This window comes from Bacillus sp. TSO22 (assembly GCF_020223595.1).
Lineage (GTDB): Bacteria > Bacillota > Bacilli > Bacillales > Bacillaceae > Bacillus > Bacillus inaquosorum.
In genome coordinates this window covers 382,425-403,354 of sequence record NZ_JAHAWO010000004.1, presented here as the reverse complement: position 1 = coordinate 403,354, position 20,930 = coordinate 382,425, and the positions used below count along the sequence as shown (strand labels likewise).

Sequence of the window (20,930 nt, the reverse complement as noted above, 5' to 3'; positions counted from 1 at the left end):
CCTAATGAACACTGGCAGCCGTCATTTTGTCTGATGTATTGATCGCCGCAAACAGCCTCGCTCTCATATCGGCTTCCGGCAGCTCATGAAAATCCTCGATAAAGCGCATCAGCACTGGCCAATCGCCGTCCACCGCTTTGCCGATATGGATTTTCGGAAAGATTTGTTCAGCGTGCACTTCATTTTTATTCAGCAATTCCTCATACATTTTTTCACCGGGACGAATGCCTGTGAATTCGATTGGAATCTGCTCAGTCGTGTAGCCGGACAAATGAATGAGGTTTTTGGCAAGATCCACAATCTTTACGGGCTCTCCCATATCGAGAACGAAAATCTGACGCCCCTTCGCCAGTGCCCCGGCCTGAATGACAAGCCTTGAGGCCTCGGGAATCGTCATGAAATAGCGGGTCATCGCCGGATGTGTCACCGTCACCGGGCCGCCTTTTTCAATCTGTTTTTTGAAAATCGGAATGACGCTGCCGCGGCTCCCGAGCACATTGCCGAAGCGGACAGCGACAAATTTGGTGCTGCTGAATTTTCCGAGATTCATAATAATCATTTCGGCGAATCGTTTTGTTGCCCCCATCACATTGGCCGGGTTTACCGCTTTATCCGATGAAATCAGTACGAACGTTTCTGTCCCCGACATATCGGCTGCTTCCGCGACATTTTTTGTTCCGATGATGTTGTTTTTGACAGCCTCTTCAGGATTGTGTTCCATTAAAGGCACATGCTTATGGGCAGCTGCATGGTAGACAACGTGCGGCTCGTACTTTTTCATCAAGGTAAACATTTTATCGCGGTCCTGCACATCCGCAATTTCCGTATGGAACACAATCTGTTTGCCGAACCGTCCGTTCAGCTCTGTATAAATTGAATGAATGCTGTTTTCTCCATGGCCGAGCAGAATGATTTCTTTAGGCTGAAACGTGCTGATCTGTCGGCAGATTTCCGAGCCGATTGATCCACCCGCTCCCGTGACGAGAACTGTTTTTCCTTTGATGCGGTTCGAAATTTCGCTTGTGTCGAGGGTGACCGGCTTTCTGCCGAGCAAATCCTCTGCTTTTACATCTCTGATTTGCCCGGCAGTCCGTGTGCCAAGCAGCATTTCATCAAAATGAGGCATAATTTTGATGTTTACTCCAGTTCGTACACATTCTTTATATAACACCTGAAGCTCATGGGTGCGGAGTGAAGGAATGGCAATAATAATATAGTTAATTTTGAGCTTTTGCACCGCAGGCATGATACTTTCTTTTCCGCCGATCACGGGAAGCCCCATAATTTCTAATTTATGCTTCGTTTGGTCGTCATCAATAAAAGCGACAGGTATGATGTCAGGATCATCTTTTGAAAGCAGCTGCCTGACCATCAAAGTCCCTCCTGAGCCCGCCCCGATAATCAGGGCGCGGGACGAGGCGCTGCGGTTTTTTCTGATGCTTTCTTTTAACACTCTGGACAAAACACGGGTTCCTCCGATAGACAAAAGCTGAAGCACCCAGCATGCGGTTAACAGACGGAAGAACATCGTATGATACACAGCATACTGTATGACGCCAGTCACAGCGGCTGAAAGGGTAATGCCCTTAAGCAGGACGATCAGCTCGCCGATTCCGGTGTATGTCCACACCTGTTTATACTGACGGAACAGGAAAGCACATACATGATAGCTAAGGAGCAAGCTGACAGCGGTAAGCAATAATGCTCCGGAGTCATAAAATTGATAGGAATCTTTTAAAAATTGATATCCTGCAATAACTGAATTTAAAACGAGATAAGTATCCAGCGCAATAATCATTGACAGTCTTCTCCGGTAACTCAACCTTTTCCCCCCTAATTCTTTTATCGGTTTAGCTGCGGCGGTTTTCGTCCTCAAAAAAATCGGCAGCAGCTAAACCGACAACACGTCCTATGTATATATCAGATAAGTGGGCATTTAACCCGTCCTCACGCCCCGCCAGCGACGACCAGCATCTAAGGCAGCAATATCAGCTGCCCACAGCAGAGCCGAGTGCCTCCATTGATACAGGTCAGGAGACATCACCTTTACAATCCATTTAGTAGGAATAGTGTTCCGATTTCTTCATTTTCTTTTTGTTTAAAAGTGCGCCTAACAGCTTTGCATTGGATTGTTCCAGTGCATCCTTCGCTTTCAGGACGGTATCGGTTTTCGTTTTTCCGCTTAAGACGACGAGCACGCTGCCGTCTGTCTGATTTGCTAAAATCTGAGCATCTGCAACAGCCAAAAGCGGAGGGGAATCAAAGATGACGAGGCTGAATTGTTCATAGATGTCCGAGATTAAATCTCCCATTGCTTTTGAAGACAGCAATTCAGCCGGATTCGGGGGGGTCGGTCCGCTTGTCAGCACATATAAGTTATCGATCGGTGTCTTTTGCACCGTCTCACTGAGTGAAGCATTTCCGACCAGCACATTTGTCAGCCCGGTTACATTCTCAACCTGGAACGTCTGATTGATGGTCGGCTTTCTTAAATCGGCATCCACCAGCAGCACTTTCTTTTCCTGCTGCTGCGCAAAGACAGCCGCAAGATTCGCTGCACTGAACGATTTACCTTCACCAGGCACAGAGGAGGTGACGAGGATAGACCGCAAGTTGGTCTGGACGGATGAAAACTCAATGTTTGTCCGAATGGTGCGATATTGTTCCGCAACAATTGATTTATTGTGTAAAACGGATATTTGAGCCAAACCTCGCCTTGCTTTCTTTTTTCTAAAGATCACTCGCTTCACTCCCCGAAATGTTTTATCCCGCGATTCCGCCCTTTTTGGACATCAGGGACGGAGCCTAAGCATGGCAATCCGGTTCTCTCGCTGAGCTGACGTGCGCTTTTGCACGAATCATCGAGAAAATGCAGAAAAAATGCCAGTGTAATGCCGCCCATGACAGCAGCGCCAAAAGCCATGACCATATTTCGCAGCCGGGCCGGCTTGATCATCGGGCTTTCCGAAGCTTTCGCCTCTGATAAAATATGTACGCCTTGTACATTCATTCTTTCATCTACTTCTTTTTCAAACTTATTCACTAATGTGTTCGCAATCTCAGCCGCTTTCGCCGGATCATGATCCTGGACGGCAACGGTGATAATTTCTGATTCATTTTCACTGCTGGTAATCACTTTTCCTTTCAGCGAGGAAGCCGATTCAGAAAGATGCAATTCCGCCTTGACCTCTTCCATCAAGGCAGTGCTTTTCATAATCGATTGGAACGTGCTGCTGTACTGAAGATTTCGCTGGATGTCACTGAGATTCGAGTTTTCTTCACCGTCTGATTCATGAACCAGCACTTGCGTCGACGCCTGATAGGTCGGGGAAATAACCTTAAATTGCACAAACCCCGTAATAAGGGTGACGCCGATTGTGATGAGCAGAATCAGCACGAATCTGTGTCTGACAATCGCATATAATTCTTTAAAACTCATATTCTCATTCATGTATTCATAGCCTTCAGGCTTCCCGCGCCCCTTTCTGTTAATGATTGGATTATAAAAGAAAACTTTATTATTTAAAAATTGCAAAATAAGCCAATAGGTTCTCTTTAGAGAACAAAATCATGATTTTCCTCTTATTTACTGCACTTCCCTTATTATTTTAAATTTTATAAAGAACGAATAATTCCTTATAATGAACGAAATAACGACAGGAATAGAGGAGAATTTCATATTATGATTGGAAGAATTATCCGTTTGTACCGTAAAAGAAAAGGCTATTCTATAAATCAGCTGGCTGTTGAGTCAGGTGTATCTAAATCCTATTTAAGCAAGATTGAAAGAGGCGTTCATACGAATCCGTCCGTTCAATTTTTAAAAAAAGTTTCCACCACACTGGATGTTGAATTAACAGAATTATTCGACGCAGAAACAATGATGTATGAAAAAATCAGCGGCGGTGAAGAAGAATGGCGCGTACATCTTGTGCAAGCCGTACAAGCCGGAATGGAAAAGGAAGAATTGTTCACTTTTACGAACAGACTGAAGAAAGAACAGCCCGAAACCGCATCCTACCGCAACCGTAAACTGACAGAATCCAATATAGAAGAATGGAAAGCGCTGATGGCGGAAGCAAGAGAAATCGGTTTGACCGTCCAGGAAGTCAAATCCTTTTTCAAAACGATGGGCAGATGAATATTGGTTAAGGGCTTACATTCGCATCCGCAGGGTAAATCTGTTTATAATGGGGGAAAAAGGGAGAGAAAGCGATGTCTCATAAAACAGTCACGACTCATTACGGCAAAGTAAAAGGCACAACAGAAAACGGCGTACATATATGGAAAGGCATCCCTTATGCAAAGCCGCCTATCGGACAATTGCGTTTTAAAGCACCGGAGCCCCCTGACGTGTGGGAGGACGTACTGGATGCAACAGCGTACGGCCCGATTTGTCCGCAGCCGCCTGATTTGCTGTCACTTTCATATGGGGAGCTTCCCCAGCAGTCTGAGGATTGCCTGTATGTCAATGTATTTGCGCCTGACACTCCGAGTCAAAACTTGCCTGTCATGGTGTGGATTCACGGTGGCGCTTTTTATCTCGGGGCAGGCAGTGAGCCATTATATGGTGGGTCAAGACTTGCAGCACAGGGAGAAGTCATTGTCGTTACACTGAATTATCGGCTAGGGCTATTTGGATTTTTACATTTGTCTTCGTTTGATGAGACATATTCCGATAATCTTGGGCTGCTGGACCAAGCCGCCGCACTAAAATGGGTGCGAGACAATATCTCTGCGTTTGGCGGTGATCCAGATAACGTAACGGTATTTGGAGAATCCGCAGGCGGCATGAGCATTGCCGCACTGCTCGCTATGCCTGCGGCAAAAGGCCTTTTCCAGAAAGCCATCATGGAAAGCGGCGCTTCCCGAACGATGACGAAGGAAAAAGCGGCAAGCACCGCGGCAGCCTTTTTAAAGGTCCTTGGGATTTCCGAGAGCCAATTGGACAGATTGCATACTGTATCTACGGAAGATTTGCTTAATGCGGCCGATCAGCTACGGAAAGCAGAAAATGAAAATCTCTTTCAGCTGCTCTTCCAGCCCGCTCTTGATCCGAAAACGCTGCCTGCTGAACCAGAAAAAGCGATCGCAGAAGGTGCTGCTGCCGGCATTCCGCTGTTAATCGGAACAAACCGCGATGAAGGATATTTATTTTTCACCCCGGACTCAGACATTCATTCTCAGGAAACGTTTGATGCTGCGCTTGAGTATTTATTAGGGCAGCCGCTGGCCAAGAAAGCTGCCGATCTATATCCACGTTCTCTGGAAAGCCAAATTCATATGATGACTGATTTGTTATTTTGGCGCCCGGCCGTCGCCTGTGCCTCCGCCCAGTCCCATTATGCGCCTGTTTGGATGTACCGATTCGATTGGCATTCGGATAAACCGCCGTACAATAAAGCGTTTCACGCATTAGAGCTTCCTTTTGTTTTTGGAAATCTGGACGGGTTAGAACGGATGGCAAAAGCAGAGGTTACAGATGAGGTGAAACAGCTTTCTCACACCATACAATCGGCATGGACCACGTTCGCCAAAACAGGAAACCCAAGCACTGAAGATGTAAATTGGCCGGCGTATCATGAAGAAACGAGAGAGACGCTGATTTTAGATTCAGAGATTTCGATAGAGAAGGATCCTGAATCTGAAAAAAGGCAAAAACTATTCCCTTCAAAAGGAGAATAACCATGGGGAAAACCGGCTACATTGGCGCTGTCATCGTTGTGGCAGCTTGTATCATCATTTTGTCTGCAGTTGTATTTTTACGGGACACAACCTATTATCAGCTCATACGCTGGACTGGAATCATACTGTTTTTCGCAGGAATTGTGATGGTTCCCGCATATTCAGCAAAAAGAAAACCCGGGAAAGAGAAGTAATTCTCTTTATCCCGGGTTTTTCTGTTTTTTACAATTTTCCCGCGCGAATATCGTCTGTCATTCCTTCATAAGGAGCTTTCGAAATCACTTCTTCATTGTCGGCACCCTCGTTTTTCAGAAATGTAATTTCCGCAAATTCAGGTACAACGTATTTTGGATACGTTTCATATTTTTCGCGGGATTCTTTCATCAGATCAATGTGGTCATTTTGATAGCAGACCGTAATTTCAGGATGTTCATGCACCCATTTCGGGAAGAAAATAATCCCGTGCATGCGTTTTTCATTCGGCATAAAGTTTAATGAAACATCTGTGCCTGTCGGCTCTGTCCAAGAAACTTTATATACGCCTTCTGTCAGTTTGACAATATTGACTTCCTGATCCCGAACCCAGCGTCCGGCAACCATTCCGCTATGAATTCTATAATCGATTGTATGGTCGTTTTTAATATAGATCTCGTATTCCCATCCGTTTTCATAAGTATAAATCATGTGGCTTCCGATAAAGTTTTCCATCTTTCACACTCTCCTTAGTCTTTACTGTACTTCATAAATGTCTAGTCGAACGTAATCAGGGGTTCTTTCTGCGGAACCGATAAACAAGCGGTCATGCAACCATTGATAGGCTTCACTGCCTGCTTCAAATGTCGGCACCGTACGGAAATAAACATGCTCCGGATCAATGATTTCCCCGGCCGCGGCTTGTTTTCGAAACGGCTCGCTGACTTGCCGTATTCCATTGTTTTCGATGTAAATGAGTTCATGATCTGCTGTTTCGATTACATACCTGGCAGATAAATCTGTTCTGCCGTCAGCGCGAATGATTTGTGAATCGGCACCGCCCGGCAAAATACGTCCCTTTACTTCTCCGGTTATTGTTCCCGAACGAATCGGAATCAATCGTCTCAGTCCCAGGTCTGTCTCACCAATGGTAATAGGCGGATCAACCTTAATTTCTAAAGAGGCGAATGGTTTTAAAACCGGCTTCTTCATAAGCACCACCTCACCTTCAGAAAAAAACATGTAACTATTTACATGTTTACTTTAACATTATTGCATGTAGCTGTCAAACAATAGGAGCATAAAAAAACAAGGACTGTTTGTAGACAGTCCTTGTTAGCTTTGATAGGCAAGATATGTGCTGACGGTGCTTTTTGCAAGACAGTCAGAGGAATCGATAATCGGAATCTCACTTTGAATATGATCTAACACCGCATTTAAATCCGTACAGGCTGAAATAATGATGTCTGCATGCTGACTGATTTCTTCATATAGCTTCTGCCACAATGCTTGTGTATGCTGTATATGATTCGGCTGTTTGATGCCGGCAATAAGCTGGTTCACAGCCTGCTGCCAATGGTCCTTGTGAACAACTTCTTGTCCATTTGCCTCCAGCCCTTTTTGGTAGATGGCGGATTGGATGGTTGGTTCTGTTCCTAAAACCACCGCTTTTTTTGCAGGATGCGGAATCTCTTTTATCGTTTCCTCAATGATATGTAATAAGGGAACCGACAATGCCTGCTGAATCTCTTCATAGTACACATGTGCCGTATTACAAGGAAGAGCAATGAAATCAATACCTGTCTTCTCGAGCTTTACCGCTCCATCAATAATCGCTCTTTTCATCTCATCATGGTCTACGGGACGATCTGCATAGAAGGGTGTCGGACATGAATAGATCATCATGTGCGGATAGTCAATATCGTTTGAAGCCCCATACAGCTTCTGACAGTAATCAATTACCTTATCAATAAACGGCGAGGTCGATTTTGGCCCCATTCCGGCTAATATTCCGATCATCAAATTCATTCCTTTCTAAATCGTGCGGACTGCTTCTTCTTCTGAGCCATCCTCATAAAGGATAAAGCTTTTCACAGCATCATCACCTAACAAAAATTCGATTTCAACAGACAATGACCTCAGAAAGAAACGGGTTTCCGAGGAAGGAAACAATTCTAGTTTCAGCTGTCCAGTGATCTCCAAATAAAGCCGTTCATTCTCGGCTGTCACCCGTGCAGCCGTTCCGTCCTGAAAAGCGTAGCTTCCCACATAGCGGCTGTATATCGCCGGATCAATATCTTTTTTCTTTTTATCAGCAGGACGTCCCGGGATTTTATATGGCTGGCCAAATAAAATATTTTCCGCCGCTTGCAGAATTGCTTGTTCATATTCAGCATCCTCTTCCTTATTGCTCAAATAAATCAGCGTTTTACGATGATCGATATATCGGATCATCGTCGTCGAATAGCCGGGCCATCCTCCGCTGTGACTGACGATCCGTCCTTTTTCATGACTGTTTTGCAGCACCCAGCCAAAACCGTAATCGATTGTTTCCCCATTGTTCAGCTGTACAGGAGAGAACGCGGCTTCCTTAGAAGCATCGCTGATCAATTTGTCCTGATATAAAGCCTGATCAAATCGAAACAAATCACTTGTGACAGAGTTAACTGTACCGTCTCCCTGTATGCCATCGAGGTACACAACGTAGTTCGTTTCCTCAAGATCATCAGGTAGGACGTACGTTTCGGAATGTACATCATACACATATCCATATGCATAATGATCCATCCGCTCAGGCCGAAGCCTCCTATTATACACTCTCGTTTCATTCATGCCGACCGGTGAAAAAATACATGTTTTCATATAATCCGCATAGCTCTTGCCGGATGCTTTTTCAATAATAACCGCCAGCAGCACATACCCCGTATTGCTGTACAGCCAGCCTTCATTCGGCTCAAAATAACCAGGCAGCCCCTCATTCATCAGCATATCCACAATATCCTGATTCACCGCAATCTTGTGTGGATCCCAATTTGTTAAAAACCATCCCATATAATCAGGAAGCCCTGACGTATGGTTCAATAAATGCTTAACCGTTACACCCTGATACGGAAAATCCGGGAGCCAGCGCTCCACTTTGTCTTCATACCCAAGAATCCCCTTCTCCTCCAGCAATATGATTCCCAAAGCTGTAAAAGGCTTTGACAGAGACGCTAACTCAAACAAAGAGTTTGTTTGCAAGGGGCGTTTTTCCTTCAGTTCCGCATAACCGAAAGAGTGATGATATAAGATATCGCCATCCTCCGCAGCCAGAATCGTCCCGTTGAACTGATGTTTTTCGCCTAATGTCTCAAATAACGTCTTGAGATGCTTCCTTTTAGTCTGCTTCATTCTTCCACCTCCCATATCTCTGTACGTTACTAAGCTATTAATGTTTCAAATATTTTGAAAATAAAAAAGTTGATCATTCCTCAAACAGGAAAAATCAACTTTAATATATCTGTTAGATTTACATGAATCAAATATCCCCTTTTTACGAAGTCAGAGAAGGAACTCTAGCGGCTGCAAAACGAGTTCTCGTAGTCGCTTGAATTGTTCCGGCGGCAGTACTTCTCATTGCAACTGTCACCGTATCTCCGGCGTTTAACTGAAGAATTTCCGTAATGGCTACGACTGCCGGGAGATTCCCTGCTTGAGTTTCATTATTTCCGCCTACCACATCTTGATTCACGAGAAATACGACTTCTAAGTTGAAGTCAACATTCGCATTCGCTTGAAACTCAACTGATGCATTAAGAGAATATACGCCTGCTGTTCTTGGTGAAAATGTAGATGTGTCGGGGTTATATTCATTCGCCAAATCAAATTGCTCATTTTGAAATAAGACTCCGCTAGCTGCATTTGCAGCCACTGACAAATTCATATTGCTCGTGGCTCTGAAAGCAGAAATAGGCTGGTTAGTAATTGGTGCGAAGGACTGGTTTTGTTGAGAGGTTGGGGTGTTACCATTTCTGCCTTGCATGACACTTGGTGATAAAAGAGGTTCCGGTCGATCGTTCCTCTTAATCCATTTTGATGGCCGTGGCGGCATGACTTTTTCCTCCTTAAAAATCTTTCGCTTCTATCATTTGTTGGCTAGCAATACATTATTATATTGGTCGTTACTGACATTGAACGAATTACTGCTTTTCATCCAAGATGAATTTCAAGGCATGCTTCACCCTAGATGATCATTTTCTGAATCATTACTCAAAAGGTAACTTTATGCCCATGCATCAGGCGTTATAAAAAATACAGAGAATGAAAAGAAATAGCCATCTGTATTAGTTCTTTAGACCTGTAACTTTTAAATCCTTTTATGATTTTCTATCAAACAAAAGAGGAAAATAGACCAGTTGCAATCCAAACGAGAGTCTAATAGAATGATGTCGAAAAGTAAATCACGCAGGTTTGTTACTGATAAAGCAGGCAAGACCTAAAATGTGTAAAGGGCAAAGTGTATTCTTTGGCGTCACCCCTTACATATTTTAGGTCTTTTTTTATTGTGCGTAACTGACTTGCCATCTTCAAACAGGAGGGCTGGACGAAGCAGACCGCTAACACAGTACATAAAAAAGGAGACATGAACGATGAACATCAAAAAGTTTGCAAAACAAGCAACAGTATTAACCTTTACTACTGCACTGCTGGCAGGAGGCGCGACTCAAGCGTTTGCGAAAGAAACGAACCAAAAACCGTATAAGGAAACTTACGGCATTACCCACATTACCCGCCATGATATGCTGCAAATCCCTGAACAGCAAAAAAATGAAAAATATCAGGTGCCTGAATTCGATCCATCCACAATTAAAAATATCTCTTCTGCAAAAGGTCTGGACGTTTGGGACAGCTGGCCATTGCAAAACGCTGACGGCACAGTCGCAAACTATCACGGCTACCACATCGTCTTTGCATTAGCCGGAGACCCTAAAAATGCGGATGACACATCCATTTACATGTTCTATCAAAAAGTCGGCGAAACGTCTATTGACAGCTGGAAAAACGCTGGACGCGTCTTTAAAGACAGCGACAAATTCGATGCAAATGATTCTATCCTAAAAGATCAAACGCAAGAATGGTCTGGTTCAGCTACATTTACATCTGACGGAAAAATCCGTTTATTCTACACTGATTTCTCGGGTAAACATTACGGTAAACAAACACTGACAACTGCACAAGTTAACGTATCAACAACAGACAGCTCTTTGAACATCAACGGTGTAGAGGATTATAAATCAATCTTTGACGGTGACGGCAAAACGTATCAAAATGTACAGCAGTTTATCGATGAAGGCAACTACAGCTCAGGCGATAACCATACGCTGAGAGATCCTCACTACGTAGAAGATAAAGGCCGCAAATACTTAGTATTTGAAGCAAACACTGGAACTGAAGATGGCTACCAAGGCGAAGAATCTTTATTTAACAAAGCATACTATGGCAAAAGCACATCATTCTTCCGTCAAGAAAGTCAAAAACTTCTGCAAAGCGATAAAAAACGCACAGCTGAATTAGCAAACGGCGCACTCGGTATCATTGAGCTAAACGATGACTACACACTGAAAAAAGTGATGAAACCGCTAATTGCATCTAACACAGTTACAGATGAAATCGAACGCGCGAACGTCTTTAAAATGAATGGCAAATGGTATCTGTTCACTGACTCTCGCGGATCAAAAATGACGATCGACGGCATCACATCTAACGACATTTACATGCTTGGTTATGTTTCTGATTCCTTAACTGGCCCATACAAGCCGCTGAACAAAACAGGCCTCGTGCTAAAAATGGATCTTGATCCTAACGATGTGACCTTTACTTATTCACACTTCGCTGTGCCTCAAGCTGAAGGAAACAATGTCGTGATTACAAGCTACATGACAAACAGAGGATTCTTTGCTGACAGACAAGCAACGTTTGCGCCAAGCTTCCTGTTGAACATCAAAGGCAAGAAAACATCTGTTGTAAAAGACAGCATCCTTGAACAAGGACAATTAACAGTTAACAAATAAAAACGCAAAAGAAAATGCCGATATCCTATTGGCATTTTCTTTTATTTCTTATCAACATCATAAAGGTGAATCCCCTATGAACTATAAAAAAGCAGGCAAATGGCTAACCGTATTCCTCACCTTTGCAGGAATACTGCTGTTTATCGATTTAATGCCAAACGAAGAACCTGTCAAAAAAACAAAACCAACATATAAGCCAGACTACCGGGCTGCATATCACTTTACGGCACCCGACAAATGGAAAAATGATCCCCAAAAACCGCTCTATTTTGATGGGAAGTATCATTATTTCTATCTTTATAACCAAGATTATCCAAAAGGCAACGGCACAGAATGGCGCCATGCCGTTTCAGAGGATTTGGTGCACTGGACCGATGAAGGCGTGGCTATCCCGAAATATACAAACCCAAACGGTGACATTTGGACCGGTTCTGTCGTGATGGATAAAGAAAACACAGCCGGATTCGGGAAAAATGCACTTGTTGCGATTGTGACACAGCCTTCAGCCAAAGACAAAAAGCAGGAGCAACATTTGTGGTACAGCACAGACAAAGGAAAATCATTCAAGCCCTACAGTGATAACCCTGTTATGCCTAATCCGGGCACAAAGGATTTCAGAGACCCGAAAGTCATATGGGATGACCAGGATAACAAATGGGTAATGGTCATGGCTGAAGGAACAAAAATCGGCTTTTATGAATCCGATAATCTCAAGGACTGGCATTACACAAGCGGATTCTTCACGGAACAAGCGGGAATTGTGGAATGTCCTGATCTCTACATGATGCGGGCAAGTGACGGAACGAATAAGTGGGTTCTCGGTGCCAGCGCGAACGGCAAACCATGGGGCAAACCAAATACGTACGCCTACTGGACCGGGAGCTTCGACGGAAAAGAATTTACAGCGGATCAGACCGAAGCCCAATGGCTTGACCACGGCTTTGACTGGTACGGGGGCGTGACGTTCGAAGACGGCAAAAGCACAGATCCATTAGAAAAGCGGTATGCGCTTGCCTGGATGAACAATTGGGATTACGCCAACAACACACCGACAATGAAGAACGGCTTTAACGGCACAGATTCTGTCATACGCGAACTCCGGCTGCAGGAGCAGGACGGCACCTACAGCCTCGTCTCACAGCCGATTGAAGCTTTGGAGCAGCTGACCGTTTCAACTGACGAAATAGAGGATCAGGATGTGAGCGGATCAAAGACACTGGCCATCACAGGTGATACGTACCAGCTTGATATGGATCTTTCTTGGTCAGAGCTGAAAAACGCAGGCGTCAGACTGAGAGAGTCAGAAGATCAAAAGCGCCACATTGATGTCGGCATTTTCGCCGAAGGCGGCTATGCGTATGTCAACAGAGCGGCCACAAATCAGCCTGACAAAAGCAATACCTATGTCGAAAGCAAGGCTCCTTACGATGTAAGCAAACAAAAGGCGCATTTGAAAATTCTCGTCGATAAAACAACGATAGAAGTATTTGTCGGCGACGGGAAAACTGTTTTTTCAAATGAAGTATTCCCAAAACCTGAAGATAAGGGCATTACTCTTTATTCTGACGGCGGCACAGCCTCATTCAAAAATATAACGGTGAAACATTTGGATACAGTTCATGAATAAGAAACAGGTGCAGCGCGGGCTGCACCTGTTTAATTTGCTAACTTTTAATTCAAATAAAGGAAGCTAAATCAGATGGTTTTTTAAAAATTAATCTTCAAAGACTGCTCTAATTAAATTACTTTTTGAAAGCCACAAGGCAGAAGGAAGAGTAGATAAAATCCCGAGTAACGGACTTATTAATAATATGATAAGGATGACCATATACGGAATTTCAAGATTATTTACATCTAAAGCTGATAATAAGTTGTAACCCAATACGATACTTGAAATTAACCCCATTATACTTCCCGCTACAGAAATAACAATCCCTTCATATAAAGCGAGTCGAACAATTTGCCATGGCTTACCTCCTATTGCTCTCATCATCGCAAACTCCTTTTTACTTTCCCTTAAATTGCTTGCCATACTATTCATTAAGCCAACAAGAGCAATTAAGGTGATGATAAACACGCTGCTTCCCAATAATACAATGCGCTGTTTGTACTGTTGATAAAATTTATCCATTTCTTCTTTTCTATCATACAAAATGGTATCTTGATATTGTGGGTTTTCCAGAAATTTCTCAATACTCGCCTTTATATGACCTTTTTCACTTTGATCCTTAATATTAAAAAATATTTGTTCTGTTTTTTGAAGATGAAATAACTCGTTTAATGTATTCTCATTAGTAAAGAATCTCAAATCTTCATCAGGCAAAATAGGTACTTCATCAACCACACCGACAATACGTAAAGTAAATGGCTTCTTGCCAGAAACTTCACTTAAATCATCTGGTTCCAATGTGACTACATCTCCAACTCGGAACCCAATGTCCTCAGAGAATTGTTTTGTAATGACTGCCTCATAATCTCTAAGATGATCAATCCGGCCTTTCACAATGTCAAAAGGAATGATGTTTTGTACTTTTTCCAAATTCAGTCCGCCCACACTCGTTAAAATTTCTTTTTTTCCGTTTATCGTCATAAATTGCCCGTTCCAGTTTGAATCTACTCTTTTTATATCTAAATTTATAGTATGTGTTAATATGCTTGTTTGGACTGGAATTGCTTCAACTCCGTTCGTATTATCAAGTTGTTTTATAATAGAAGAAGAGAAACCTGGTTCATATGAGGCTTCAGTAGCCTGTATTACATAATCAAGCGGATATTGTTTTGATATTGTTTTTTCTGTTTGACTGACAACAGCTTGCAAAATCATAAACCCAACTAATCCAACAATAACTGCTAACGTTAACACTCTGGCAATTTGCTGACTTCTTCTCATTCTTTTCAGAGCATTTCTTCCGGCAATCATGCTTTCCATTTGATAAAACGGCCTTAAGAGAAAAGTAAGTGCCGTTACAATGATCCTCAATGCTACAGGAGTCATCACAAACATGATGAGTACAAATGATACACCCAACAGAATACTGAAGCTTCCACTTCCTCCACTTTTATGCACTGAAAATGTCATAATTGCCAGCAAGAGCAAAATCATGGTCAGAGCGATAATGGTTCTTTTTGAATCTGCTTTACTTTCACTAATTTTTTGGCTGTATGCAGCTATAGGAGAAAGTCTGCTAGTCGATAAAGCTGGTATTGTTGCTGCTAATACAGTCAAAAGAATGCTTCCAAAAAACGAAATGATTATACTTATTGCCGGGATTGATATTGATTGAATGGAATAGCCTATAAATTGTTCAGCAATATTGGACAAGGAGTAACATAGTGCAGTACCTGTAACCGTTCCCAATAATGCAGCCATAATACCTATCAGCAAAGCCTCCCAGATGACCATATAAAACAATTGGGCAGGCTTTCCGCCCAATAGTCTTAATGTTGCTAATTCTTTTTGTCTTTCTTGAACCGACATTTGCAATGTACTGACTACGATTAAAAGGCTACCTAACAAGACTGTAATTGATAAACCATTGACAATGGGTTTTAACCCACCCAGTTGTTCTTTCTCTGTCATCATCGCCTTGCGTTTATCAATGGATATACCTTCAAAATGCTCCTTTAAATCCTCTATCACTTTTTGTTTATCTGCTGATTGATCCAATTTCATCATGACTGCCGTTGCTTTATTTTGATTATGAGTTTGTGCTGCGATCCAATCATAATCAAAAATGAAGATATTATTTAATTGTTCTCTTTCATTCAAAATACCTGATACACGTACTTTTACATCTTTCCCTGGGGGAAAAGGTAAACTAATTTCAGAATGAATATCCAATCCCTTAGATTTTGCATATCGAGCCGGGATCACCACTTCCTTAGACTGCGGAAATTCCCCTTTATCAATGGAAACCAGCGGGTGCTCCATAGCCAATTGATTATGTTTAAAGCCTATATAAACAGGCTGGGCTGCAACAGCAGCAGGCATATTTTCGCTTGCATACGGAAAAAGCATCGGTGTTATTTGATTTACATCTGGAAATCCTTTTATCGTTTGCAGATCGTTCGCACTCAGTTTTTTGGTTGATCCGTTATAACCTGAAATTAAATCAAAATTACCGTACTTTTCCAATACCGATTTCTCATTTGATTGTTCTAAAGTTGCCATCATGATTTGCGAAATAATGAGCAGCATAACTCCAAGACTAATACCGATCACAGCAAATAAAGACCTGGCTCTTCTTGCTTTTAAAAATCGCCAAGCTAATTGAGCAGTTAATTTCATGCGTATACATCCTCTAATCTTTTAGTGATATGGCTTAAATTCACTTTAGGAGTCGCAGTCAGCTGAATATCTCCTGCTAATTCCCCATCCTTCATAAATACAATCCGATGCGCATGTGAAGCCACATTTGCATCATGCGTCACCATGATAAGCGATTGGTTTTTCGTATCGCAAAAGTGTCGAAGAATTGTTAAAATATCATTACCAGTTTTTGTATCAAGACTTCCGGTTGGTTCATCTGCTAATACGATACTAGGTTCCATAATAAGCGCTCTTGCAATTGCAACCCGCTGCTGCTGCCCTCCTGACATCTGGGACGGATAAGAAGAAGCGAGTCTTCCAATCCCTAATAATTGCAGCAAATCATTTGCCTTTTTATTTGCAGACTTATCTTTCTTTCCAGCAAGGAGTATAGGCAGCGTCACATTCTCCTCTGCTGTAAGCACAGGAATCAAATTAAACAACTGAAAAATAAAACCGATATTATCTCTTCTGAGTTGTGTAATTTGGGACTCATTACAATGAGATAAATGAATACCGTCTAGTGTGACTTCTCCTGAAGTTGGTTTATCTAGCCCTGACAGCATATTTAATAACGTAGACTTTCCAGAACCACTAGGACCCATAATAGCTGTAAATTCACCTTTTTTTATATCCAAATCAATATTTTTCAGTGCAAAAAATTGATTTGCACCCTCTCCATATGACTTTGATAACTTTTTGGTTTGAAGGACTGAAGTTCTCATGTTTTTCACCTCATTTTATATTTCAAATTCATTTTAAATAATTAAGCTCAATAGGGCGTTAATAAAATATCAATAAAATATCAAGATTTATTTATGCATATTCCGCAATTACAAAAAAAACGTCATAATGTTATTCAGGAACAAAACAGAAAGGAATGTCGATAATGAAAGAAACTATTTTAGTCGTCGATGATGATGCGGAAATTATTGAACTGATGAAAGACTTTCTGGAGATCGAGAATTACAATGTCCTAACAGCATTTAATGGAGAACAAGCCCTCTCCATTGTTAACAAACAAGAGGTCGACTGTATCCTACTGGATGTAATGATGCCGGGGGAATCAGGCTTTACGATATGCAAGAAAGTAAGAGAAGTAAAGGATGTCCCTATCTTATTTTTAAGCGCCAAAGAGGATCCAACCGATAAAATCAGAGGATTAAGTGTCGGCGGTGATGATTATATTGTAAAAACGGCAACACCAGGTGAGATTGTAGCCAGAATCAAAGCAGTGAGACGGCGTTCCGGACAGCAAAAACCCGGACACTCATTCAACGGCCTTACAATTGATTACTTATCCCGTGAAGTACATAAACACGGAAGAAAAGTCTCCCTAACCTCAAAGGAATTTGACTTATTATCTCTGCTTAGCAGACATCCCCATCAAGTATTTACGCACGATCAAATTATCCAACTTATATGGGGAGAGCATTATAGTGATCCGCATACAGTAAGGGTATTTATCGCGAGAATCAGAGAAAAAATTGAAGAAACCCCCTCTCAACCACGCTGGATCCTAACTGTCTGGGGTGTCGGATACAAATTTGCGGAGGGAATCTAAACATGTTAAAGGGGCATAAAAAAAGAAGAATGACAATAAAAAAATGGCTGTTTCTCTTCATTATTGCATTTATTTTGCTCCCCATATTTACTACAAAAATGGCCGTCCATTTTTATAATGAATCAAAAACAAATTCTATTGAAATTGAGGATATAATGCCTTGGCTGCAACAAAACATTCTAAGTGAGCCGGAAAATTGGAACAAAAAAGAGTGGCAAAAACAAATACGTTCTAAAACTGATGAGCTTCATATAGGGATACGTTTGCTGAACAAAGATCAAAAAGTCTTATTTTCAACAGTAGAAGAACCACATAATCATCAGATTACAAAAATAGGGCAAACAGCAGATTACTCAGTTGGAAGTACAAACTATCTTCTTGAAGAATATTATGTATATAAGAAAAAAAAACTCGCAGGCATTTTATATGTTCAAGATAAAAGGCCTGCCCTGCAAGCTTTCGATGGACATGAAAACAGTTTTCTAGAACAGTATGGAGGGGTATTCATCGCATTATTTGTTCTCCTGATGCTTTTTGTGACAGCTGCATGGTTTATGAATAAACATGTGTTAATTCCATTGATAGCACTGGAGAAAACATCTCAGCTTATTTCAAAACAGGATTTCAATTTTTCTCTTCCTTCTTCACGTGTAACAGAAATTCATGAAGTATCAAACGGATTTAAGTCCATGCAGCTGCAGCTAAAGACATCATTAGCCAAACAACAATCTCTTGAAAACGAAAGAAAATTGTTTATTGCTTCTATCGTTCATGATTTGCGAACCCCAATATTTACAATTCGGGGATATCTAGAAATAATAGAAAAGCAAATACACCAAAACCCTGAAAAAGCAAAGAAATACATTCTGACATGCAGAAATAAAGCGGATATGTTGAATCATTTAGTGTCAGACCTATTCTCGTATACGAAGCTAGAATTTTATAAAGAAAAACCAAATGTAGAGTATGTAAATCTAAACCGCTTACTTGACGATTACCTGAACGGCTACTCTGCAATATTAGAGGAAAAGGGAATTCGTCTCATAAAATCAATTCCTGAAGCTAATACATTTGTTTATGCAGATCCCGGACTTTTTTCCAGAGCTTTTTACAACATAGTAGACAATGCGATAAGATTTTCTTTTGAAAACAGTGACATTTATGTTTCGCTGTTTGAAGAGAAAAAATATGCTGTCATTGCCATTCGAGATAAAGGAAAAGGGCTGCATGAGTCTGAGTTAGACCAGATTTTTACGCCGCTCTACAGAGGAGAAAGTTCTCGCAATCGAAAAACAGGAGGAGCCGGATTGGGTTTAGCAATAAGTAAAGAAATTTTAGAAGTGCATGGAGGTAAAATTACGGCAGAAAACCACCATAAGCAAGGGGCCGTTTTCAAACTGTATTTGCCTTTACCTCATAAATCATGATTCATATTCAAATGTTCTTTTGACTGCTGCTTAATATAAAGAAAGAATAATAAAGAAATAACTGTAAACGAAAGCATACAATAAAAGCATAGAGCTTGAATATAAAATAAGGATACATACATTAAATAGATAGAAAACAGCCAGCCGATAGCTGTCAGAAAAAGCAGCAATTTATGTTTTAGCCTTTTATTCATATTTAACATCTCGATATTAAAAAGCATCACATATCCTACTATACCAATTAATGATACCGGCATATTCCCAATCATAGAATATTTACTATTGTTCACGGCATCACACCCATTTGTCGGACAAAAATATACTGATCCTGTACTCCACTTACTTATCAAGAGATAAGTTGACAGTACAATTCCAATGAGCAATAACGTTTTTTTCATAGTTGATGCTTCCTTTCTGTTATAGAATAAAGAAAGAGCGGTGATTTTAACACACCGCTCTTTATCTTTTTATTATACTTACGGCGTACATCTGTCACCTTTAATTGTTGTACAAATACAACTTGTGCGTGTTGACGTTGTCACCAAGACATATTTTCTATCAGAATCATCTAGCGTCCAGTTTTCTGTACCCCAGCCGCCGCATCCTTGAATAAGCTCTTCTGCTGCACCGAATTCGATTAAAGAAGGTTGTGAGTATGCTTTCATTAACGTACACGTCCTTTTCCAATATTTTTTGTCCAATGCTGCAAGGAAGTAATTGTACTACATTTTGTTTACATTACAATACTGGTGTACATTTTGTTCCAGATAAGCTAGTGCAGATACACAGCTTTCGGCCGCCAGTAGTCATCCATACATATTTTGAATCAGAATCATCCATTGACCAGTTTTCAACACCCCAGCCGCCGCATCCTTGAATAAGCTCTTCTGCTGTACCAAATTCAATTAAAGAAGGTTGACTATACGTTTTCATTTTCATATCTCCCCCATAAATAAAATTTAATATATTTAATGCTGAATACAGCATTGGACACTAATTTACTTTCTTCAATTCTGAATCTAATGTCTCTTTAAACTCTTTAGCAGATGGAGCTCCATAAATGATTTTTGTCCCTATTATTAAAATTGGAGTCCCCTGAAAACCTAACTTTTTAAATTCTGCTTTTGTTTTTCTTATTTCTTCTTTCGTTTCCTCATGATCTAAATCATCGTTGAACTCGTCTTTATCTAACCCAATTTGATCAGCTAACATCTTATATAAATCAGATGGATCATCTGTTTTACCCAATTTAGACGCATTATCGAATAATAATCTGCTCATATCCCAAAACCGTTCTTGATTTTCTGCTGCAATGGCGGCTGCAGATGATTCGTATGCGTTTTTATGTTCTTCCATTGGTACATGTTTAAAAATATACCTTACAAGCTGTTTATCAATATAATTTTCTTTAAACTTCATGTTTACCAAATCGTCATTTAAAATCTTGCAAGCTTGACATCCATAATCTGAAAATACAATCACATTTATCTTAGCTTTTGAATCGCCTTCTGATGATCCTGTATTCACTTCAAAATCATTTGCAATAATTTCCTGGCTATTGGAAGTGACATTTCCAGTGAAAAACAACTGATAGATAAATATACCTGCTATAAATAAAATACTGAAAGGAATGATGAATCGTTTCAATTTGGCTCATTCCTCCTTCTCGATATCCATAAAACCCCTCCTGTAATACCGCTCAATATGAGTAGCCCTACTGAGGATAATAAGTATGTGTCTTGATTCTGATCATTTTGTAATTGGTTCATCAGCTGATCAACCTCTGTCTCGGATTTTTGATCATCTTCTATTAAGCTATCTGTTGCTTTAATCGTTTCTTGTTTAATTTGATAAAACATAAACCCGGAAATAAGACTGCCTACTAAAAATAAAAGACATACAGATATGAGTAGTTTACGCAT

22 protein-coding genes are annotated in these 20,930 nt (G+C 41.1%); 7 read left to right on the top strand and 15 right to left on the bottom strand.

Features of this window, described 5'->3' with window-relative positions; all coding sequences use genetic code 11:
* Position 1 precedes the first annotated feature (1 nt).
* From KHQ79_RS06985 to KHQ79_RS06975, 3 genes are all read right to left on the bottom strand, one after another.
* The gene (locus tag KHQ79_RS06985; RefSeq protein ID WP_178938627.1) at positions 2 to 1,822 is read right to left on the bottom strand and encodes a polysaccharide biosynthesis protein; all 1,821 of its coding nucleotides are present in this window, start codon (positions 1,820 to 1,822) and stop codon (positions 2 to 4) included.
* Positions 1,823 to 2,057: 235 nt separating this feature from the next.
* On the bottom strand, positions 2,058 to 2,741 hold the full coding sequence (gene epsB, locus KHQ79_RS06980) for a protein tyrosine kinase EpsB (RefSeq protein ID WP_019259530.1): 684 nt from the start codon (positions 2,739 to 2,741) through the stop codon (positions 2,058 to 2,060).
* 5 nt (positions 2,742 to 2,746) lie between these two features.
* Positions 2,747 to 3,451, bottom strand: coding sequence for a YveK family protein (locus KHQ79_RS06975; RefSeq protein WP_029316905.1), 705 nt, complete (start codon positions 3,449 to 3,451; stop codon positions 2,747 to 2,749).
* Positions 3,452 to 3,682: 231 nt separating this feature from the next.
* Between KHQ79_RS06975 and slrR the strand changes: the two genes are divergently transcribed.
* From slrR to KHQ79_RS06960, 3 genes are all read left to right on the top strand, one after another.
* Positions 3,683 to 4,141 carry an HTH-type transcriptional regulator SlrR gene (gene slrR / locus KHQ79_RS06970; protein ID WP_225514574.1) on the top strand — a complete coding sequence of 153 codons (459 nt, stop codon included), beginning with the start codon at positions 3,683 to 3,685 and terminating at the stop codon, positions 4,139 to 4,141.
* 74 nt (positions 4,142 to 4,215) lie between these two features.
* Entirely contained in the window at positions 4,216 to 5,685 is a 1,470-nt protein-coding gene (gene pnbA / locus KHQ79_RS06965; protein ID WP_225514572.1) for a para-nitrobenzyl esterase, read from the top strand.
* Positions 5,686 to 5,687: 2 nt separating this feature from the next.
* Positions 5,688 to 5,879, top strand: a complete 192-nt coding sequence (locus tag KHQ79_RS06960) for a hypothetical protein (RefSeq protein WP_003235302.1) — start codon at positions 5,688 to 5,690, stop codon at positions 5,877 to 5,879.
* A 28-nt stretch (positions 5,880 to 5,907) separates the two neighbouring features.
* Here the strand turns inward: KHQ79_RS06960 and padC are convergent, their stop codons facing one another.
* The 5 genes from padC to KHQ79_RS06935 form a co-directional block, all read right to left on the bottom strand.
* Complete coding sequence (padC, locus tag KHQ79_RS06955) at positions 5,908 to 6,393, bottom strand: phenolic acid decarboxylase (protein WP_003235304.1); 486 nt, start codon at positions 6,391 to 6,393, stop codon at positions 5,908 to 5,910.
* Between the two features lie 21 nt (positions 6,394 to 6,414).
* Positions 6,415 to 6,870 (bottom strand): DUF3237 domain-containing protein, encoded by a 456-nt coding sequence (locus KHQ79_RS06950; RefSeq protein ID WP_225514570.1) that lies wholly within the window; start codon positions 6,868 to 6,870, stop codon positions 6,415 to 6,417.
* Positions 6,871 to 6,993: 123 nt separating this feature from the next.
* Positions 6,994 to 7,677, bottom strand: coding sequence for a broad specificity amino-acid racemase RacX (gene racX, locus KHQ79_RS06945; protein WP_225514568.1), 684 nt, complete (start codon positions 7,675 to 7,677; stop codon positions 6,994 to 6,996).
* 15 nt (positions 7,678 to 7,692) lie between these two features.
* Positions 7,693 to 9,048: a serine hydrolase gene (locus KHQ79_RS06940; RefSeq protein WP_225514566.1), complete on the bottom strand. Its 1,356-nt coding sequence runs from the start codon at positions 9,046 to 9,048 to the stop codon at positions 7,693 to 7,695.
* 142 nt (positions 9,049 to 9,190) lie between these two features.
* Entirely contained in the window at positions 9,191 to 9,679 is a 489-nt protein-coding gene (locus tag KHQ79_RS06935) for a C1q-like domain-containing protein (protein ID WP_225514855.1), read from the bottom strand.
* Between the two features lie 607 nt (positions 9,680 to 10,286).
* On the opposite strand from KHQ79_RS06935, the gene sacB reads away from it, so the two are divergent.
* Together sacB and KHQ79_RS06925 are read left to right on the top strand one after the other, a co-directional pair.
* Positions 10,287 to 11,708, top strand: coding sequence for a levansucrase (gene sacB / locus KHQ79_RS06930; protein ID WP_003235314.1), 1,422 nt, complete (start codon positions 10,287 to 10,289; stop codon positions 11,706 to 11,708).
* A 76-nt stretch (positions 11,709 to 11,784) separates the two neighbouring features.
* Positions 11,785 to 13,335, top strand: coding sequence for a glycoside hydrolase family 32 protein (locus tag KHQ79_RS06925; RefSeq protein ID WP_225514565.1), 1,551 nt, complete (start codon positions 11,785 to 11,787; stop codon positions 13,333 to 13,335).
* Between the two features lie 87 nt (positions 13,336 to 13,422).
* Here KHQ79_RS06925 and KHQ79_RS06920 read toward each other — a convergent pair whose 3' ends face one another.
* Positions 13,423 to 15,996 (bottom strand): FtsX-like permease family protein, encoded by a 2,574-nt coding sequence (locus tag KHQ79_RS06920; RefSeq protein ID WP_225514563.1) that lies wholly within the window; start codon positions 15,994 to 15,996, stop codon positions 13,423 to 13,425.
* Positions 15,993 to 16,742, bottom strand: coding sequence for an ABC transporter ATP-binding protein (locus KHQ79_RS06915; RefSeq protein ID WP_225514561.1), 750 nt, complete (start codon positions 16,740 to 16,742; stop codon positions 15,993 to 15,995). Before KHQ79_RS06915 ends, KHQ79_RS06920 begins: the two co-directional genes overlap by 4 nt.
* A gap of 164 nt (positions 16,743 to 16,906) precedes the next feature.
* Between KHQ79_RS06915 and KHQ79_RS06910 the strand changes: the two genes are divergently transcribed.
* Together KHQ79_RS06910 and KHQ79_RS06905 are read left to right on the top strand one after the other, a co-directional pair.
* A complete protein-coding gene (locus KHQ79_RS06910) occupies positions 16,907 to 17,581 on the top strand; it encodes a response regulator transcription factor (protein WP_225514560.1) in 675 nt (224 codons plus the stop codon).
* Between the two features lie 2 nt (positions 17,582 to 17,583).
* Positions 17,584 to 19,008 (top strand): sensor histidine kinase, encoded by a 1,425-nt coding sequence (locus KHQ79_RS06905; RefSeq protein WP_225514558.1) that lies wholly within the window; start codon positions 17,584 to 17,586, stop codon positions 19,006 to 19,008.
* Here KHQ79_RS06905 and KHQ79_RS06900 read toward each other — a convergent pair.
* From KHQ79_RS06900 to KHQ79_RS06880, 5 genes are all read right to left on the bottom strand, one after another.
* A complete protein-coding gene (locus tag KHQ79_RS06900; RefSeq protein WP_225514556.1) occupies positions 18,996 to 19,406 on the bottom strand; it encodes a vitamin K epoxide reductase family protein in 411 nt (136 codons plus the stop codon). The genes KHQ79_RS06905 and KHQ79_RS06900 overlap by 13 nt on opposite strands.
* Positions 19,407 to 19,484: 78 nt before the next feature.
* Positions 19,485 to 19,673 carry a hypothetical protein gene (locus KHQ79_RS06895; RefSeq protein WP_044445617.1) on the bottom strand — a complete coding sequence of 63 codons (189 nt, stop codon included), beginning with the start codon at positions 19,671 to 19,673 and terminating at the stop codon, positions 19,485 to 19,487.
* Positions 19,674 to 19,746: 73 nt separating this feature from the next.
* On the bottom strand, positions 19,747 to 19,941 hold the full coding sequence (locus tag KHQ79_RS06890; RefSeq protein ID WP_044445618.1) for a hypothetical protein: 195 nt from the start codon (positions 19,939 to 19,941) through the stop codon (positions 19,747 to 19,749).
* A gap of 60 nt (positions 19,942 to 20,001) precedes the next feature.
* Positions 20,002 to 20,655, bottom strand: coding sequence for a DsbA family protein (locus KHQ79_RS06885; RefSeq protein ID WP_225514554.1), 654 nt, complete (start codon positions 20,653 to 20,655; stop codon positions 20,002 to 20,004).
* Positions 20,652 to 20,930 carry a hypothetical protein gene (locus KHQ79_RS06880; protein WP_225514553.1) on the bottom strand — a complete coding sequence of 93 codons (279 nt, stop codon included), beginning with the start codon at positions 20,928 to 20,930 and terminating at the stop codon, positions 20,652 to 20,654. The genes KHQ79_RS06885 and KHQ79_RS06880 overlap by 4 nt, the downstream gene beginning before the upstream one ends.

Excerpts from the sequence above, each read along its gene's own strand:
- KHQ79_RS06975 (WP_029316905.1), bottom strand. The coding sequence starts at position 3,451 with ATGAATGAGAATATGAGTTTTAAAGAATTATATGCGATTGTCAGACAC.
- slrR (WP_225514574.1), top strand. The coding sequence starts at position 3,683 with ATGATTGGAAGAATTATCCGTTTGTACCGTAAAAGAAAAGGCTATTCT.
- pnbA (WP_225514572.1), top strand. The coding sequence starts at position 4,216 with ATGTCTCATAAAACAGTCACGACTCATTACGGCAAAGTAAAAGGCACA.
- KHQ79_RS06960 (WP_003235302.1), top strand. The coding sequence starts at position 5,688 with ATGGGGAAAACCGGCTACATTGGCGCTGTCATCGTTGTGGCAGCTTGT.
- padC (WP_003235304.1), bottom strand. The coding sequence starts at position 6,393 with ATGGAAAACTTTATCGGAAGCCACATGATTTATACTTATGAAAACGGA.
- KHQ79_RS06950 (WP_225514570.1), bottom strand. The coding sequence starts at position 6,870 with ATGAAGAAGCCGGTTTTAAAACCATTCGCCTCTTTAGAAATTAAGGTT.
- racX (WP_225514568.1), bottom strand. The coding sequence starts at position 7,677 with ATGATCGGAATATTAGCCGGAATGGGGCCAAAATCGACCTCGCCGTTT.
- KHQ79_RS06940 (WP_225514566.1), bottom strand. The coding sequence starts at position 9,048 with ATGAAGCAGACTAAAAGGAAGCATCTCAAGACGTTATTTGAGACATTA.
- KHQ79_RS06935 (WP_225514855.1), bottom strand. The coding sequence starts at position 9,679 with ATGCAAGGCAGAAATGGTAACACCCCAACCTCTCAACAAAACCAGTCC.
- sacB (WP_003235314.1), top strand. The coding sequence starts at position 10,287 with ATGAACATCAAAAAGTTTGCAAAACAAGCAACAGTATTAACCTTTACT.
- KHQ79_RS06925 (WP_225514565.1), top strand. The coding sequence starts at position 11,785 with ATGAACTATAAAAAAGCAGGCAAATGGCTAACCGTATTCCTCACCTTT.
- KHQ79_RS06920 (WP_225514563.1), bottom strand. The coding sequence starts at position 15,996 with ATGAAATTAACTGCTCAATTAGCTTGGCGATTTTTAAAAGCAAGAAGA.
- KHQ79_RS06915 (WP_225514561.1), bottom strand. The coding sequence starts at position 16,742 with ATGAGAACTTCAGTCCTTCAAACCAAAAAGTTATCAAAGTCATATGGA.
- KHQ79_RS06910 (WP_225514560.1), top strand. The coding sequence starts at position 16,907 with ATGAAAGAAACTATTTTAGTCGTCGATGATGATGCGGAAATTATTGAA.
- KHQ79_RS06905 (WP_225514558.1), top strand. The coding sequence starts at position 17,584 with ATGTTAAAGGGGCATAAAAAAAGAAGAATGACAATAAAAAAATGGCTG.
- KHQ79_RS06900 (WP_225514556.1), bottom strand. The coding sequence starts at position 19,406 with ATGAAAAAAACGTTATTGCTCATTGGAATTGTACTGTCAACTTATCTC.
- KHQ79_RS06895 (WP_044445617.1), bottom strand. The coding sequence starts at position 19,673 with ATGAAAGCATACTCACAACCTTCTTTAATCGAATTCGGTGCAGCAGAA.
- KHQ79_RS06890 (WP_044445618.1), bottom strand. The coding sequence starts at position 19,941 with ATGAAAACGTATAGTCAACCTTCTTTAATTGAATTTGGTACAGCAGAA.
- KHQ79_RS06880 (WP_225514553.1), bottom strand. The coding sequence starts at position 20,930 with ATGCGTAAACTACTCATATCTGTATGTCTTTTATTTTTAGTAGGCAGT.